The organism is Pantoea sp. GL120224-02 (assembly GCF_900215395.1).
Classification (GTDB): domain Bacteria; phylum Pseudomonadota; class Gammaproteobacteria; order Enterobacterales; family Enterobacteriaceae; genus Pantoea; species Pantoea communis.
Map to the genome: position 1 here is coordinate 948,491 of NZ_OBEC01000001.1, position 14,976 is coordinate 963,466.

Below are 14,976 nucleotides of genomic sequence, written 5' to 3' on the forward strand. Positions count from 1 at the left end.
ATTACTCCTCCGCCTTCACAGCAGATTCGGTTGACTGTGCATCGTCATGCGGAATCGCCGGGAAAACGCGACGGACCAGAACAAAGAACAGCGGTACAAAGAAGATGGCCAGCAAGGTCGCGGTCAGGGTGCCGCCGATAATGCCGGTGCCGATAGCGATACGGCTGTTCGCCCCCGCACCGGTGGAAATCGCCAATGGCAGTACCCCAGCGGTAAACGCCAGCGAAGTCATGATGATCGGACGCAAACGCATGGTGGCGGCATGCACCGCGGCTTTCACCAGGTTCTCACCCTTGCGATAGTTCTCCTCAGCGAATTCCACGATCAAAATCGCGTTCTTGGCCGAGAGACCAATGATGGTCAATAACGCTACCTGGAAATAGACGTCGTTTTCCAGACCGCGTAGCGTAATGGCCAGCAAGGAACCGATGACGCCCAACGGCACCACCATCATCACCGAGAACGGCACTGACCAACTTTCATACAGCGCGGCCAGACACAGGAACACCACAATCAGGGAGATGCCATACAACGACATTGCCTGGTTGCCGGAGAGTTTTTCCTGATAAGAGAGGCCGCTCCATGCATAGGTGGTACCGGTTGGCAATTTGGCCGCCAGTTTTTCCATAGCGGTGATGGCATCGCCCGAACTCTTGCCCGATGCTGACGATCCTTCAATCTCATAGGAAGCCAGGCCGTTATAACGTGACAGCACATCTGGACCGTAAGCCCATTCTGAGGAGGCGAACGACGAGAACGGCACCATGGTGGTGTTGCTGCTGCTATCCGTTCCGCGCACGTACCATTGATCGATATCTTCAGGCTTACTGCGGAACTGCTGATCGCCCTGCATGTAAACCTTCTTCACGCGACCGCGGTCGGTGAAGTCGTTGACGTAACTGCCGCCAATCGCTGCACTCAAGGTGGTGTTGATGTCACTGATGGTCAGGCCCAGTGACTGCGCTTTGGCATCATCAATACTCACATCCAGCTGAGGCAAATCGGGTAACGAGTTGGCACGCACCGCGCTCAACACCGGATCCTGATTGGCTTCAGCGATCAGCTGGTTACGCATCTTCAGCAGTTGGTCACGATCGGTTGAGCCGCGTGCTTGCAGTTCAAAAGTAAAGCCGTTGGACTGGCCCAGTCCCGAGACTGAAGGCGGTGACAACACGAAAATCTGTGCATCACGAATACTGGATAGCGCAGCCATGGCGCGTCCTGCTATCGCATCGGCGCTGTTCTCTGAGCCTTTACGCTCACTCCAGTTTTTCAGCGAGATAAAACCAATACCGGCGTTCTGTCCGCTGCCCGCAAAGCTGAAGCCGTTCACCAGCATGCTGACGTTAACGTTATCTTTCTCTTTGGTCGCGAAGTACTGCTGAACCTGCTGACGGACTTCACTGGTGCGGTTTTCCGTGGCACCCGGTGCCAGCTGATACTGCACCATGATATAGCCCTGATCTTCGGTCGGCAGGAAGCCGGTCGGCAGGCGCAGATACAGCACCGCACATCCGATCAACAATACGCCGTACAGCAGCAGATAACGCACTGAACTGTGCACCACATGGCCGACGCCGTTTTGATAGCGCCCCTGTACTTTTTCATAGCTACGGTTAAACCAGCCAAAGAAGCCTTTGGTGCCGCTTTCATGGTTATGTGGTTTCAGCAAGGTGGCACAGAGTGCCGGCGTCAGCGTCAGCGCGACAATCACCGACAGCACCATCGACGACACAATGGTGATCGAAAACTGGCGATAGATCACACCGGTTGAACCACTGAAGAAGGTCATCGGCAGGAACACCGCCGACAGCACTAAGGCAATACCGATCAGCGCCCCTGTGATCTCTTTCATCGATTTTTCGGTGGCCTGACGCGGTGGTAATCCCTCTTCGCGCATCACGCGCTCAACGTTTTCCACGACGACAATCGCATCATCGACCAGCAAGCCGATGGCGAGCACCATACCGAACATGGTTAAGGTGTTAATCGAATAACCAAACAGCGACAGCACACCAAAGGTGCCCAGTAACACGACCGGCACGGCAATCGCCGGGATCAGTGTGGTACGAATGTTCTGCAGGAACACGAACATCACGATGACCACCAAAATCACCGCTTCGATCAGCGTTTTCACCACTTCTTCAATCGAGATTTTTACAAAGTCGGTACTGTCGAGCGGATAAGCGATCTCATAACCCGCAGGCATACTGCTGCGGAACTCATTGATGGTCGATTTCACCTGTTCGGCGGTGGCAAGCGCATTGGCACCCGACGCCAGCTGAACCGCGATTCCCGAAGCGGGATGGCCGTTCGCCAGCACGTTGGCACTGTAATCCTCATCACCCATCTCGACGCGCGCCACATCACTCAGGCGCACCACGGAACCGTCAGACTGGCTTTTCAGCACAATATTACGGAACTGTTCTGGCGTTTGCAGACGTGAACGCGAACGCACCGTTGCCACCAGTTGCTGCTCTTTACTGGCAGGCTGCGCACCCAACTGGCCGGAAGAGACCTGGGTGTTTTGGCTCTCCAGCGCGGTGGTGACATCCGACGGCATCAGCGAATAGGAGGCGAGCTTGCTCGGATCTAACCAGATACGCATCGCGTATTCGGCACCAAATACCTGCACGCTCCCGACGCCGCTCACACGCGCCAGCGTATCTTCCATATTACTGACCATATAGTCAGCCACATCGGAAGAACTGCTTTTATTGGTTTTATCGTACACCGCAAGGATCAGCAGGAAGTCGCTCTGCGCTTTTTCCACGGTGACACCCTGTGTGGTCACGGCGGTAGGCAGACGGCTTTCTGCCTGCTGAACCTTGTTTTGTACCTGAACCTGAGCGATATCGGGGTCAGTGCCTTGCTGGAAGGTCACATTGATTTTTACCTGACCGGTCGATGCGGTGCTGGTGGAGTTGAAATAGAGTAAACCATCCAACCCGGTCAACTGCTGCTCAATCACCTGGGTGACACTGCTCTCCAGCGTTTCCGCCGAGGCTCCGGTGTAGGTGGCCTGAATGCTGATCTGTGGCGGCGCCACATCGGGATATTGCGCCACGGGCAGGCTGTTAATACTGAGTAAACCGAACATCATGATGCAGATGGCGATAACCCAGGCAAACACCGGCCGACGAATAAAGAACTGAGCCAACATATCAGTTGCCCTCGCTGGTCGCGGCTATATCGTTTGGCGTCACTTCTACGGCTTTAACGCTCATGCCCGCCTGCACTTTACCGGTACCTTCAACAATCAGTTTGTCGCCGCTGTTGAGACCAGAGGTAATCAGCCACTTATTGCCGATCACGCGATCGGCCACCACTTCACGGCTCTCGACTTTATTCTCTTTATCCACCACCAGCGCGGTGGCATTGCCTTTGGCGTCACGTGTGATGCCCTGTTGCGGTGCGAGGATCGCGTCGGTTTTAACGCCGTTAGTCACATTGGCGCGCACATACATGCCCGGCAACAACTCATGTTGCGGGTTAGGGAAAATCGCGCGCAGCGTCACGGTGCCCGTCGCTTCATCTACCGACACTTCCGTCAGTTCCAGCTTGCCCGGATGGTCATAAGCACTGCCATCTTCGAGTTTCACCGTCACCGGCACGGCATCCGTGCTCTGCTGCAAGGAAGCCTGCTGACGTTTCAGCTTCAGCAGTTGAACGCTGGATTGGGTGAGATCGACATAAATAGGATCGAGCGCGCGAATGGTCGCCAGCGCGGTGGTCTGGCTGGCAGTCACCAGCGCACCTGGCGTCACGGAGGAAATGCCAATGCGTCCACTGATTGGGGCTTTGATCTGCGTGTAATTAAGATTGATGCGAGCGCTTTCAACCGCAGCACGATACTGATCCACGGATGCGACATTTTGCTGGTAAGTGGCTAACGCGTCATCTGCATCCTGACGCGACACGCCGTTCTCTTTCACCAGTGCTGCATAGCGCTCCGCTTTGAGTTTGCTGCTTTTCACCAATGCCTGAGCATTCTTTAATTGTGCCAAAGCCTGATCGTAACTGGCCTGATAGCTGGCCGGATCGATTTGATACAGCACCTGACCGGCTTTCACTTCATCCCCTTCGGTAAACAGGCGCTTCAAAATAATCCCTTCAACCTGGGGGCGCACTTCTGAGGTCATACTGCCCGTCACGCGGCCCGCGAGCTGGCTGTCCAGCGCCACTGACTCGCTTTGCAAGGTTTTAACACCCACTTCGGTGGTCGGAGTGGCGGCTTGTTGACTGCTGTTTTGATCGCAGGCGGCGACTAACATCACCAGCCCGGCGATCACACTGCGCTGAAAATTCTTCATGAATTACCCTGTAGTGAACGTTCATTCTCAGAATGAAGTCTATCAAATTAGCTTTCCTTACACTGTCAGGAAAATGAAAAGAGAGAGGGCGTAGTGGATTTTTACAATGCGGACTTTAGATAAGGTGATGATGAATCTTTGTCGTTATAACACATGCTTTTCCCAAACTTCGTCGCAGCACGAACTCTCGTGCTGCGACGAAGCATTATTCCGCCGATATACATACAACACTCTCAAGCTTTGCCGCTTTGGTCGCCGCGCCGTCATTTTTCACCGTGACGAACAGGGCGTGATTAGCCTCATCGAGTGCCAGGCTATTGGGGTGCGGAGGCAACGCCAGGGTGTTAATTCGCTGCAGCGATCGGGCATCAAAGATCGTCACCGTGCCCGCGCCCTTTTCGACTCTGACACCGTTGCGGTTGGTGACATAAATGCGCTGCTGCTGCGCATCCAGCAGTAAGCCAATCGGCACCTGATCGGTATCCACCTTCGCCAGAACCTTGCCGCTGTCTGCATCCAGAGCAAACAGCTGATGTCCGCTGCTGCGTCGGGTGTAGGTCTGTCCCAGATAGTTATTTCGCGGCTTGTCACGATCGATCCCCTGATCAACGCCAAGCAGGCGATTCCCCTGCGGGTCATAGACCAGATTGAGCAGTTGATCGGCTTCAATCTCCTGCGTATGGGTGATCTCAAGCGTGTCCGCGTTCAGCGTCATCAGTTGCCCCTGCATATTGGAGACAAACACCCGACGCCCCGCTTCATCAATGGCGATACCGGTGGCGTAAAAGCCAAAACCAGGAATGACTTTCTCAAGCTGCTGCTTGCGGGTATCCACGACGAACAGCACACTTTCTACGCCGTAGCCCAGACCGGGTAAAAACAGTCGACCGCTGCGCGCGTCATATTTCACTTCACGTACTTTGTACAAGTAATCATCGCTGATACCGAAGCGCTGTAACTCTTCCAGCATTTAGTGGTGAGTTCACGCAGCCCCGCCGGATTGAGCAGCAGTTTGGCGCGCGCATTGGTGGTTTGCACTTCGCGCGGATCGCCCACCGGCGTGTAAGCGGGCAGATCGATGTCACTGCGGCGGCGCTGGCGATCAACGCTGACACGAAACGCCAGCTGTTCATCAATCAGTGGGCCACTGGCCATCGCCGCCAGTTATGAGGCGTGCTGATTGCCAAATCCACCCTTTATAGCGCTCTCCCATTCGAAGCTGGGATCTTTGGTGGTCATCACAATCGCACCGGCGATGGCATTGCGACCCTGAATGTAACTTTGCGGCCCTCGAAACACTTCCACGCGATCTAAATCCCACAGCGATTGCGGTCCATAGGCCTGTTCGTTATAGGTGAGCGCACGGCCATCCAGTGATAATCCTAAACGCGGGCGTGTTCCGCTAAGGAATGCCCCTGCACCCGTCGATGGGCCGGAGCCATGCACCCCGCGCACTGTTGGCAGATCGTTGCCGATCCCGACATCAACGGTATTCGCGGTCATCCGCATTAAGTCTGAAACGGTTTCAGCACCGGGCAGTGAATCAATCCTGCGGCTATCAAAAACTTCAACGCTCGATCCGGTATCAAAAATCGATCGTTCCGTTTTCTCTCCGGTTACCACCAGCTCTTGTTCGTCCTGATAGCTACGCTCCCGGCTGCTGGTAACTTTCTCCGAGTCCTTTTCTGCGGCGACGGCGGAACCCGACATGCCAATACACAGGCCGATAGCGATACTGATGACTTTAAGACGCGCATAATAGCCGTGGTGTGTGGTAATAGACTGACGCTTTTCGCGTGTCTCCTTCATCCCAAAGGTTTAAAAAACATTCATGTTTATTGACACAACCCACATTTTATTGAGTGCCATCAGTCTTAATTTTCTGACTAACGGCAATAGCAAAGCCACCTCTTTTGCAGAGGTTGTTATAAGAAGATGTTCGTGAAGCGTAAAAAAGTGTTGCCAACCATAATCACTAATATCAGGCGATGCAAACAAATATTACACATTCATGAAAGCGTATTGTTATTAGCGGATCTATTAACCTGCCGGATTCAGCGGTTATTAACATGCGATAAATATCTGCACTAAAATAATCTCACAGTGATATGATTTTAAATCACAAGCGGATTCTTAATTTTTTTTGTCAACCTTGTTCAGGTTGCTGGAGATGAAAAATGGGACTGATTGAACTGTTGAGACATACGCCAACATGGGTGTGGATATTACTCGTCTATCTGATTTTTCGCGGCATTAAGGCATTACAGACTCGTGAAGTCGCGGTGCAAAAACTGTTCTACATTCCAGTTTTGTTTTTAGTTTGGGGCTTTTATGGCGTATTTCGGGAAACCACCTGGGTTGCTTATACGCTGTTTTCCATGATTATCGGTTTACTGATTGGGGGTATCATCGGTGCCATGTTGTCTCACGCGACAGGCAAACCCATCTCCAGTGAAAATCACGGCATGATTATTCGCCCAGGTTCGGCGTTGCCATTAATATTTATGTTATTAGCCTTTGCCGCCAAATATACGCTTTCCGTTTCTGTGGCTTTGCACCCTGAATTAATCGCTTCCCTGTCATTTAATCTGATTCACGGTGCAATCAGCGGCGTTACTGCGGGGATATTCTGGGGGAGCATGCTGGTTTATTTCATTCCCTGGTATCGCCAGCGTAAGAGATTATCCCTATAGCGGGCAAAAGAGGGAGGACGCCACCCGCGGACGTCCCCTTAGCGACATTAACGCTTTGCCATTACCGCGGCTAATGCCAGTTGCGGAATCGTCAACGGACGCTCGCTCTCCGGCAGGCTGTTTGCCGCCGCCATCGATACCTGCGCCAGTGCTACGTGTTGTGCGCCCTGCTCGCGTCCCTGTGTTACCGCGTCGGCAATGAGCGCGTGGTAGCGTTGATGATCGCCCGCTTTAAATGCGGCCCAGGCATCAGGGATCAGCGCGACCTGCGGCTGTTTCTCCGCTGGCAGCGTGGGTGGACAGAACAACAGGCGTGTGGCGGCTAACGTTGACTCAGCCGCGCAGAGCACCAGCGCAGGCCCTGCCATTTGATGCAGGTGATCTGCCAGCATTCGGTCTGCGCGATAGACCGGGGAGCCCGTGTTTTTCGGCTGGAAGGTGTCGGCCACTGGCCCCAGCGTTGAACAGGTAATGACTATCGCATCAAACCACGGTCCCATACTGTGCAACAGCTGAGCCAAACGTTGCTGTTGCTCCTGCGTCATACCGCCACTTTGTTCGGCTTCAGCCAGCAGATGCGGCATCACAATATGGCTCAATGTGTGGGGAGGTAATTCAAGGGCGTGTGCCGCGTGATCGAACAGCGCGATATTACTGGCGGCGGTGTGCAGGCAAGCGATGGTCATGGTCATCCTTATAGTTATGCTATTAATAGGTCCGCTGAGTCCTGGCGGCGTGATTGCAGTGGTAGATTATTGCTTCACCATCTAATAATATTCAAAATTATTTAACATTCCTTAGCCGTTACCCTCATGAACCTGCACCTGCTCGCCTTTATCATTGCGATCTTACCGGTGGCCTTGTCGCCAGGGGCGAGTTTTACCCTCGCGATTAACAACACGCTGGTGGCAGGCACGCGCGGGCTGGCTTCGATCATTCTCGGCACGGCACTGGGTATTTATACCCATGCGCTGCTGATTGGTCTGGGCATCAGCGCCCTGCTGGTGCGTTCCCCCATTATCTTTAATCTGTTAAGCGTGGCGGGTGCTGCTTATCTGCTGTGGCTCGGCGTACAGTTGTTGCGTCGAGGTCGTCATATTTCCCAACCCGTCGCCTCTTACCGTAGCGCCCGCATGGGGATTAAAGATGCCTGGCTAGCCAATGTGCTTAATCCAAAAGCGGTGATGTTGTATCTCACCGTGGTATCGCAATTCGCCGGTCGCGATCATGCCTTGCTGCATTATCTGCTGCTGGCCTCCATACACGTTGCCATTATGGCACTGTGGCTGGTGATCATCTGTTTTACGCTGCTGACTTCAGCACGAGTGATCAACATTCGTAAGCTGTCCATCGCCATCAACATTGGCGGCGGGCTGATACTGGTGTTTTTTGCTATCAGCAATTTGGTTCAGCTTTTTATGACATTAAAAGGATTTTCATCATGATGGCATTAAGCGACTTCGGCCCACGCATCTGCATTTTGGGGCCTTCAAACAGCGGTAAATCGACACTGGCTCAGGCCATCGCCAGCAAGACAGCGCGCCCGCTCATCCACCTGGATCAGCTTTATCACCTCCCCAACACGCACTGGCAAGCCCGCGCTGAAGCAGATTTCCGGCAACTGCATCTCGACGCTATCGCAGGGGAAAGCTGGGTCATGGACGGCAATTATGTGCGCACGCTACCGGACCGCTTAACGCGTGCCAGCGGTATCATTCTGCTTGACCTGCCACCGACTCAAAGTTTCTTTCGTTATCTGCGTCGTACGCTGTTTGATGCCCAGCGCATTGGCGGTGTTGTCCCCTCACATCAGCGCGAGAAGTTGACCTGGGAAATGACGCGTTATCTGCTTATCACCTCTCGGCGCCATCGCCCGCGTAACCAACGCATGTATGCGGAATGGACCTTGCCCAAGCTGTTGCTTAGCTCCCCTTATGAGGTTAACCAACTCTGCCGAGAATGGGGCTTGCTCACGGACAAAATCTAATCCACGCGTCACAGCCTTGGTGGCAATAATTTAATCATGGATTTGATTGAATTCAGAAGATAACCGGCATCCTGACAACGTTAATATTTACCGCTTCGCATGCAATCCCTTCAGGGCCGGCTATGATAAATAAGTCTTTATTACGCCCTGTGATAAGACCTGCTCTCATTGGAAATGTTTGGTACAGGATTGTACAAGCCCGGTTGCCACCACTCCCGGGCTTTATTTTTGTAGCGATGAGAATTTTTTGGTGAAATGTGAAGTCGAGGACGTGAAGAACATCATTATTTATTGCTGACATCAAACACGTTACTGTTAATTTTTACTCGCTCTCCTAACGACCAGCCTTTTTTTCCCAGGATACGGTCTGGCGTGCCGTCCGGCACATTGAAATAATACGCCCCTGATGGCGTACCTGAAGAGCTATTCTCTTGAAAAATATCGTCTGAGTGTAGACCCATCTCCTTGACTTCGTCTTCCGTCAGACCTAATTCATTTGCAAGTGAAGAATAATCCATTGTTTATCCCCTTAATGCTATAAAAATCAATGATTACGCACTTTTAATGCGCGACTCACGCTACTTATCCTTGAAAGGATCGTGCTTGTGATCCTGGCTATCATCACGCGTGCGAGGGATCTCGCCATGTTCATCAGGATTATCTGTAGCGGGATGATCATCCTCTTCGTACGCATTGCCGGCATTGGGCGCGGCCTCCGGAAGGCCTTTTTTGACATCGCCTTCTTTCTTTCGCTGTTCGTTCGTATTATGTGCTTTCATAATTAACTCCTTAGGAAGGAATGTTTTAGGTTAGGCTAACTTTTAAAAGTTCGCTTTCATGACTTAGCGTTTTAATTATTTAATCGCATGTATCCGGACATCAATAATTTCCCGCTTGGCTTTTATCACTGTGTAAAAACACTGACAATGTTCTGACCTTCACTTGCCCGAGATTGAACCATTTATACGGCTTCGTTTATTTTCGTTCGAACAAATAACCACCTGCTAATATTTTTTCTTCTCCTATATTTAATGGGGTCATTAAATCAGTCACTGGAGAATAGCAATGTCGAGCGAAACCGATAAGAAAAAGCTGACTCAGCGAGCCCCGACGAAAGGGCCAGAATCATCACAACCTGGATTAGGGTCGCTGGCACCCAAAGACGGTTCACACCAACCTCCCGCTGAACCAACTCCACCCGGAAAGCAGCCTACGGCACCGGGCAGCCTCAAAGCTCCTGATACACAGAGCACCAAGCTTGAGCAACTTGCTGCGCATCGTAAAAACGGCACCGAGCAGCCTCTAACGACGAATCAGGGCACGCGGATTGCGAACGATCAAAACTCATTGCGCGCGGGCACGCGTGGCCCGACTTTGCTTGAAGATTTCATCATGCGTGAAAAAATCACGCACTTTGACCATGAACGCATCCCTGAACGCATCGTTCACGCCCGAGGATCCGCTGCACACGGCTACTTCCAGCCATACCACTCGTTAAAAGCGCTGACTAAAGCGCACTTCCTTTCTGATCCGGAACGAGTCACGCCGGTGTTTGTCCGTTTTTCCACCGTCCAGGGCGGTGCCGGATCGGCTGACACCGTGCGCGATATTCGCGGGTTTGCCACTAAGTTTTATACCGATGAAGGGGTTTTTGATTTAGTGGGTAACAATACCCCGGTATTTTTCATTCAGGATGCTCATAAGTTCCCGGATTTTGTGCACGCCGTTAAGCCTGAGCCGCACAATGAAATCCCTCAGGGTCAAAGTGCACATGACACCTTCTGGGATTACGTTTCCCTGCAGCCTGAGACCTTGCATAACGTTATCTGGGCGATGTCCGACCGCGGGATTCCACGCAGTTACCGCACCATGGAAGGCTTCGGTATTCACACTTTCCGACTGATCAATGCGGAAGGCAAAGCGACCTTTGTGCGCTTCCACTGGAAGCCTGTCGCAGGTAAAGCCTCTTTGCTCTGGGATGAGTCGCAAAAACTGACCGGACGCGACCCTGATTTCCACCGACGCGATTTGTGGGAAGCCATTGAAGCCGGAGACTTCCCTGAATATGAATTAGGCCTACAACTGATCCCCGAAGAGGACGAGTTTAAGTTCGATTTCGATATCCTGGATGCCACCAAACTGATTCCGGAAGAGCTGGTGCCGGTAGAAATCGTTGGCAAGATGGTACTCAATCGCAATCCCGATAACTTTTTTGCTGAAACGGAACAGGTTGCTTTCCATCCGGGACATATTGTTCCGGGGCTGGATTTTTCAAACGATCCCCTGCTGCAAGGCAGATTGTTCTCCTATACCGATACGCAGATTAGCCGCCTGGGTGGCCCTAATTTCCATGAGATACCCATCAATCGTCCGGTTTGCCCTTACCATAATTTCCAACGGCAGGGCATGCACCGTCAGGACATTGATACTAATCCAGCGAATTATGAACCCAATTCGATTAATGATAATTGGCCACGTGAAACACCGCCGGCAGCGGAAGGTGGCGGCTTTGACAGTTATCAGGAGCGCATGGAGGGGCATAAAGTGCGCGAGCGTAGCCCGTCCTTTGGCGAATATTACTCTCAGCCGAGACTATTCTGGTTAAGCCAAACGCCTGTCGAGCAACAGCACATCATCGATGCCTATTCATTTGAGTTAAGCAAAGTCGCCCGACCGTACATTCGTGAGCGAGTGGTCGATCATCTGTTGAATATTGATATTGCCTTAGCGCAAGGGGTTGCTGATAACCTCGGGATTGCCTTGACGGCTGATCAATTGAAGACGCCGCCAGCACCCGATGTTAATGGCCTGCAGAAAGACAGTAGTCTGAGTTTGTATGCTGTTCCCGACGGTGATATCAAAGGCCGCCAGGTTGCCCTGCTGTTGAACGATGGCGTGAAATCAGCAGATGTACTGGCTGTATTACAGTCACTTAAAGCGGCTGGCGTACATACAAAATTATTGGCGGCTCACATGGGACAGGTTCGTGCCGACGATGGTTCAGTCTTACCCATTGATGCGACCTTTGCTGGGCTCCCTTCACTGACCTTTGACGCGGTGTTTGTACCCGATGGCAACATTGATGCGCTGTTGCTGAGTGGTGACAGTCGTTATTTCTTGCTGGAGGCTTATAAACATCTGAAGGTGATCGGCCTGAGCGGTGAAGCACGCCGCTTTAAAGCCCAGTTTGCGCTGCAGGAGAGCGAAAAAGAAGAGGGCATTATTGAAGGTGACAGTTCAGATGATGCTTTGCTGAGTGCTTTTATAGATGCAATGAAAGCACACCGTGTCTGGTCACGTAGCCAGAAAGCCCTTTCCGTTCCTGCCTGATGTTACGCATCGTCCAGAGGAATATTCCTCTGGACGACTTGGCTGTTATTTCACATTACTTCAAACGGAACGCCACTACGCTGTCACCCGCCTGGGTGCCCAGCGAACCGTGACCGCCTGCCGCAATCACCACGTACTGCTTACCGTCTTTACCCATAAAGGTCGACGGCGTGGCCTGCGCACCCGCGCTCAGCTCGGTCTGCCACAGCAGTTCACCGGTGGTGCTGTCGTAAGCGCGGAAGAAGTTATCCGCGGTTGCGCCATGGAACACCAGGTCACCCGCTGTCAGCAATGGACCACCGTGTGCCACCATGCCCATCGGGAAACCGATTGGGAAGCGGCCCGGCAGGAAGCTGGTTTTCAGGTTTTTGGTCACACCCACACGGCGCAACCACTCGGTTTTACCGGTTTTCAGGTCTACGCCCACCATACGACCCCACGGCGGCGCGATACACGGAATGCCGAGGCCAGAGGCCAGCTGCTGAATGTGAATCGCGTAGTCACCCTGGAAGTTTTCGTTCCAGTATGGCTGCCCATCTTTGGTGAACAGACGCTGCGTTTCGGTCTGCGGCGTACGCTTGATCAGGTTGTACTTGTAGGCCAGACGCACTGGCGCGGCAATCAACATCTGACGCTGCGGATCAACCGCCACTGAACCCCAGTTGAACACGCCAATGTTACCCGGGAAGATCAGCGAACCGGCTTCAGTGGCTGGCGTCCATGGGTTGCCATCATAACGCAGCGAACGGAAGTCCATGCGGCATGACATCTGGTCAAACGGCGTGATGCCCCACATTGATTTCTCAGTCAGCGGGTCTGGAATGAAGTTCAGGCTCGAAACCGGCTGCGTCGCGGCAAACTTCTCACCCGGCACACCACCTTCAGTGGAAACCTTCACCTGATTAACCGGATACACGGGCTGACCGGTCAGGCGATTCAAGACAAACAGGTTGCCGGTTTTAGTTGGCAGGATCACCACAGGCTGTATCTGGCCCTGATAATCGATATCCAGCAATGACGGCTGTGATGGGTTATCGCGGTCCCACAGATCGTGGTTCGAACTCTGATAACGCCATTTGAACGCACCGGTTTGCAGATCCAGCGCCACTAACGCATCGCGGAACTTCTCGGTGTTGCTGTTGGCATCACGTTCGATACCCACTTCATCCGGTGACGCGTTACCAAACGGCACGTAAACCAGACCATTTTTCAGGTCAGCGCTCAGCGTGCCCCAGGCGACTGGCGTATCTTGCGGATAGTTTTGTCCCGCAGCGATCGGCGCCGTATTTTCTGGATTCGATGGATCAAAGTTCCACACCAGACGACCGGTTTCAGCGTCATAAGCACGAATCACACCTGACGGGTTACCACTGTTGAAGCCGTTGTCCATCACGGAACCACCGACAATCACCAGCTTGCCGGCCACCAGCGGTGCGGCGGTTTGCATCAACGCATGTGGACGCACTTCACCCATGTTGGCATGCAGATCCACCACACCATTGGTGCCGAAATCAGCACAAGGTTTGCCGGTATCGGCATCCAGTGCAATCAGCTGTGCATCGGTGGTGGCGTTGAAGATACGCTTACGGCAGATGGCCGGCGCTGCAGCAGAATCCTGCGCAGCAACCGGGCTTTGCTCGTAATAGCTCACGCCACGGCAGGTCTGGTGCTGCTGCAGGTAAGAACGATCTTTATTCGGCGTGTACTTCCACTTCACTGCACCGGTTTCGGGATCAAGTGCGTGCACTTCGTTATGCGGCGTACAGAAATACAGCATGCCGTTGGCTTTCACCGGCGTCGCTTCGAAGGTGTATTCGCTGGCATCCGCATCCTGACGCAGGTCACCAGTGTGGTAAGTCCAGGCCACTTCGAGGTTTTGCACGTTTTCTTTGGTGATTTGATTCAGTGAAGAGAAACGCTGGCCATCAGTGGTGCCGCCGTACGCGGTCCAGTCGTTAGCGGCGCCCTGCTCGCTAGCTTGTTCACGCGCATTGCTAATCGTGCCCGCCTGCGGTAACGGATCGTAGAAGCACAGACCGATCACCACCACAATCATCACGATCACCGTGCCACCCAGGAAGGTGTGGAAGCGGCGTTCGCCTTGATACAGCGGTTTCACCACCCACGGCATCGCCAGCCACAGGCCAATCACGCCAAACAGGTCGCCGCGTGGGATCCACTGCCATTTATCAAAGCCCACTTCCCAGATAATCCAGGCCAGGGTAATCCACATCAAAAGCGCATACAGCGCCAGTGCACTACGCTGGTTTCTGAACAGTAAAATGGCGGTGATCAGTAAGCCCACCGCCATCAATGCATAGAACGCGCTGCCGCCCAGCATCAGCAACTTACCACCCATATAGAGCAACGCTAATGCCAGAATCGCCAGCACGATACTGGTTAATTTGTTAACCATGCCAATCCCTCAACGTTTTTCATCAATTACCACCCAAAATAAACCTACATAAACTCAACAGAATTTTAACTTACGTTATCGAATAGTAAAAACCCGTTGCTGAGTGTGTCGTTAGCTCCGCTTATGAATGTAGCCGGGCTAATGACTGACAAATCAGGCAGCCTTCAATCTGTGACTGAAATCACGTTTTATTTTTCGTTGTGATAATTAATCATTAGTGAGGATAAATCGCATTTT

Annotated in this window: 10 protein-coding genes and 2 pseudogenes; 4 read left to right on the top strand and 8 right to left on the bottom strand. The window is 52.7% G+C overall.

The annotated features are described in order from the left end of the window. Position 1 precedes the first annotated feature (1 nt). The 4 genes and pseudogenes from CRO33_RS04340 to CRO33_RS04355 all read right to left on the bottom strand — a co-directional run. Positions 2 to 3,163 (bottom strand): efflux RND transporter permease subunit, encoded by a 3,162-nt coding sequence (locus CRO33_RS04340; RefSeq protein ID WP_097117164.1) that lies wholly within the window; start codon positions 3,161 to 3,163, stop codon positions 2 to 4. 1 nt (position 3,164) lies between these two features. After that, on the bottom strand, positions 3,165 to 4,313 hold the full coding sequence (locus CRO33_RS04345) for an efflux RND transporter periplasmic adaptor subunit (protein ID WP_097117165.1): 1,149 nt from the start codon (positions 4,311 to 4,313) through the stop codon (positions 3,165 to 3,167). Between the two features lie 205 nt (positions 4,314 to 4,518). Then, positions 4,519 to 5,283: pseudogene (locus CRO33_RS04350) on the bottom strand (YncE family protein); the annotation flags it as partial. Then, a pseudogene (locus CRO33_RS04355) lies at positions 5,253 to 6,023 on the bottom strand (TonB-dependent receptor plug domain-containing protein); the annotation flags it as partial. The pseudogenes CRO33_RS04355 and CRO33_RS04350, both read right to left, overlap by 31 nt. A 467-nt stretch (positions 6,024 to 6,490) precedes the next feature. Between CRO33_RS04355 and CRO33_RS24720 the strand changes: the two are divergent. After that, positions 6,491 to 7,006, top strand: coding sequence for a DUF6622 family protein (locus CRO33_RS24720; protein ID WP_097117166.1), 516 nt, complete (start codon positions 6,491 to 6,493; stop codon positions 7,004 to 7,006). A gap of 47 nt (positions 7,007 to 7,053) precedes the next feature. On the opposite strand, the gene CRO33_RS04365 is transcribed toward CRO33_RS24720, so the two are convergent. Continuing rightward, a complete protein-coding gene (locus CRO33_RS04365; RefSeq protein WP_097117167.1) occupies positions 7,054 to 7,692 on the bottom strand; it encodes a glutamate racemase in 639 nt (212 codons plus the stop codon). A 126-nt stretch (positions 7,693 to 7,818) separates the two neighbouring features. Between CRO33_RS04365 and CRO33_RS04370 the strand changes: the two genes are divergently transcribed. Beyond that, a complete protein-coding gene (locus CRO33_RS04370) occupies positions 7,819 to 8,451 on the top strand; it encodes a LysE family translocator (RefSeq protein ID WP_097117168.1) in 633 nt (210 codons plus the stop codon). After that, complete coding sequence (locus tag CRO33_RS04375) at positions 8,448 to 8,993, top strand: AAA family ATPase (protein WP_237448743.1); 546 nt, start codon at positions 8,448 to 8,450, stop codon at positions 8,991 to 8,993. Before CRO33_RS04370 ends, CRO33_RS04375 begins: the two co-directional genes overlap by 4 nt. A 284-nt stretch (positions 8,994 to 9,277) precedes the next feature. On the opposite strand, the gene CRO33_RS04385 is transcribed toward CRO33_RS04375, so the two are convergent. After that, positions 9,278 to 9,511 carry a hypothetical protein gene (locus CRO33_RS04385; RefSeq protein ID WP_058959945.1) on the bottom strand — a complete coding sequence of 78 codons (234 nt, stop codon included), beginning with the start codon at positions 9,509 to 9,511 and terminating at the stop codon, positions 9,278 to 9,280. Positions 9,512 to 9,571: 60 nt separating this feature from the next. Beyond that, on the bottom strand, positions 9,572 to 9,772 hold the full coding sequence (locus CRO33_RS04390; protein WP_058959946.1) for a hypothetical protein: 201 nt from the start codon (positions 9,770 to 9,772) through the stop codon (positions 9,572 to 9,574). A gap of 286 nt (positions 9,773 to 10,058) precedes the next feature. Here CRO33_RS04390 and katE point away from each other — a divergent pair, with 286 nt between their 5' ends. Further along, a complete protein-coding gene (katE, locus tag CRO33_RS04395; RefSeq protein ID WP_058959947.1) occupies positions 10,059 to 12,323 on the top strand; it encodes a catalase HPII in 2,265 nt (754 codons plus the stop codon). Between the two features lie 55 nt (positions 12,324 to 12,378). Here katE and CRO33_RS04400 read toward each other — a convergent pair whose 3' ends face one another. Beyond that, positions 12,379 to 14,739 carry a membrane-bound PQQ-dependent dehydrogenase, glucose/quinate/shikimate family gene (locus CRO33_RS04400; RefSeq protein ID WP_097117170.1) on the bottom strand — a complete coding sequence of 787 codons (2,361 nt, stop codon included), beginning with the start codon at positions 14,737 to 14,739 and terminating at the stop codon, positions 12,379 to 12,381. Positions 14,740 to 14,976 lie beyond the last annotated feature (237 nt).

Coding starts and splice junctions, on each gene's coding strand:
- CRO33_RS04375 (WP_237448743.1), top strand. CDS start 8,448: ATGATGGCATTAAGCGACTTCGGCCCACGCATCTGCATTTTGGGGCCT.
- CRO33_RS04385 (WP_058959945.1), bottom strand. CDS start 9,511: ATGGATTATTCTTCACTTGCAAATGAATTAGGTCTGACGGAAGACGAA.
- CRO33_RS04400 (WP_097117170.1), bottom strand. CDS start 14,739: ATGGTTAACAAATTAACCAGTATCGTGCTGGCGATTCTGGCATTAGCG.
- CRO33_RS04390 (WP_058959946.1), bottom strand. CDS start 9,772: ATGAAAGCACATAATACGAACGAACAGCGAAAGAAAGAAGGCGATGTC.
- CRO33_RS04340 (WP_097117164.1), bottom strand. CDS start 3,163: ATGTTGGCTCAGTTCTTTATTCGTCGGCCGGTGTTTGCCTGGGTTATC.
- CRO33_RS04345 (WP_097117165.1), bottom strand. CDS start 4,313: ATGAAGAATTTTCAGCGCAGTGTGATCGCCGGGCTGGTGATGTTAGTC.
- katE (WP_058959947.1), top strand. CDS start 10,059: ATGTCGAGCGAAACCGATAAGAAAAAGCTGACTCAGCGAGCCCCGACG.
- CRO33_RS04365 (WP_097117167.1), bottom strand. CDS start 7,692: ATGACCATCGCTTGCCTGCACACCGCCGCCAGTAATATCGCGCTGTTC.
- CRO33_RS04370 (WP_097117168.1), top strand. CDS start 7,819: ATGAACCTGCACCTGCTCGCCTTTATCATTGCGATCTTACCGGTGGCC.
- CRO33_RS24720 (WP_097117166.1), top strand. CDS start 6,491: ATGGGACTGATTGAACTGTTGAGACATACGCCAACATGGGTGTGGATA.